General features: G+C 65.7%; 1 protein-coding gene, 1 pseudogene and 2 other annotated features. The gene and the pseudogene both read left to right on the top strand.

Annotated features, from left to right (window positions below; genetic code table 11):
* A pseudogene (locus tag MOPEL_RS18205) lies at positions 1 to 374 on the top strand (hypothetical protein); the annotation flags it as partial.
* Positions 51 to 182 (top strand) — a sequence feature (AL1L pseudoknot). (Overlaps the previous pseudogene by 132 nt.)
* 33 nt (positions 375 to 407) lie before the next feature.
* Positions 408 to 728 carry a transposase gene (locus tag MOPEL_RS15485; protein ID WP_009483773.1) on the top strand — a complete coding sequence of 107 codons (321 nt, stop codon included), beginning with the start codon at positions 408 to 410 and terminating at the stop codon, positions 726 to 728.
* Positions 686 to 829, top strand: a sequence feature (AL1L pseudoknot). (Overlaps the previous gene by 43 nt.)
* The last annotated feature ends 23 nt before the right edge of the window (positions 830 to 852 follow it).

Genomic DNA, 852 nt, shown 5'->3' with positions numbered 1-852 from the left:
AGGGAGAACCGCGAACTGCGGCGCGCGAATACGATTCTGCGCCAGGCGAGTGCCTATTTCGCTCAGGCGGAGCTCGACCGCCGACCGTAGACGTCGATGCGTTCATTGCCGCGCACCGCGACGAGCATGGGGTCGAGCCGATCTGCGAGGTCCTGAAAGAGACTGGAATCCCGATCGCCCCAAGCTCCTATTATGCCCGCAAGAGTAGGCCTGTCTCGAAGCGGGCCACAAGTGATGCCGTCATCGACGAACGTCTGCAGGAGCTGCACGAGAAGAACTTCGGCGTGTACGGGGTCCGCAAGATGTGGAAGGCCTATCCGCGGGCCTGGCCCGGTGAGCCGGTCGCACGATGCACTGTCCCGTGCCGGGTGTGATGGAGGCTCTCATTCACCGGAAGGATGAGAGTCATGGCAGCACCGAGGAAGTACCCGGAGGAGCTTCGGGAGCGAGCGATCAGGATGGCGGTCGAGCTGCGGCGTGACCCTGCCACGAGGCAGGGGGCGCTGCGTCGGGTCGGTGAGCAGCTGGGGATCAACCCGGAGACGTTGCGGAACTGGGTGCCCCAGGCCGAGGTCGATGCTGGTGACCGGCCGGGCACGACCACGGCCGAGGCGGCGCGGATCGTCGAGCTCGAGCGTGAGGTTCGTGAGCTTCGGCGGACGAATGAGATCTTGCGGACGGCGTCGGCTTTTTTCGCCGCGGCGGAGCTCGACCGCAAGATCAGGTGAGCACGGCGGTGCTCGTCGACTACATCGACGAGCACCGTGTGCGGTTCGGGGTCGAGCCGATCTGTCGGGTCCTGCGTGAGGCAGGCCTGGCGATCGCCCCGAGCACCTATTACGGGCTCTTCCC

The organism is Mobilicoccus pelagius NBRC 104925, from assembly GCF_000247995.1.
GTDB lineage: Bacteria > Actinomycetota > Actinomycetes > Actinomycetales > Dermatophilaceae > Mobilicoccus > Mobilicoccus pelagius.
This window is presented reverse-complemented; position numbering and strand designations above follow the sequence as displayed.

Excerpts from the sequence above, each read along its gene's own strand:
- MOPEL_RS15485 (WP_009483773.1), top strand. The coding sequence starts at position 408 with ATGGCAGCACCGAGGAAGTACCCGGAGGAGCTTCGGGAGCGAGCGATC.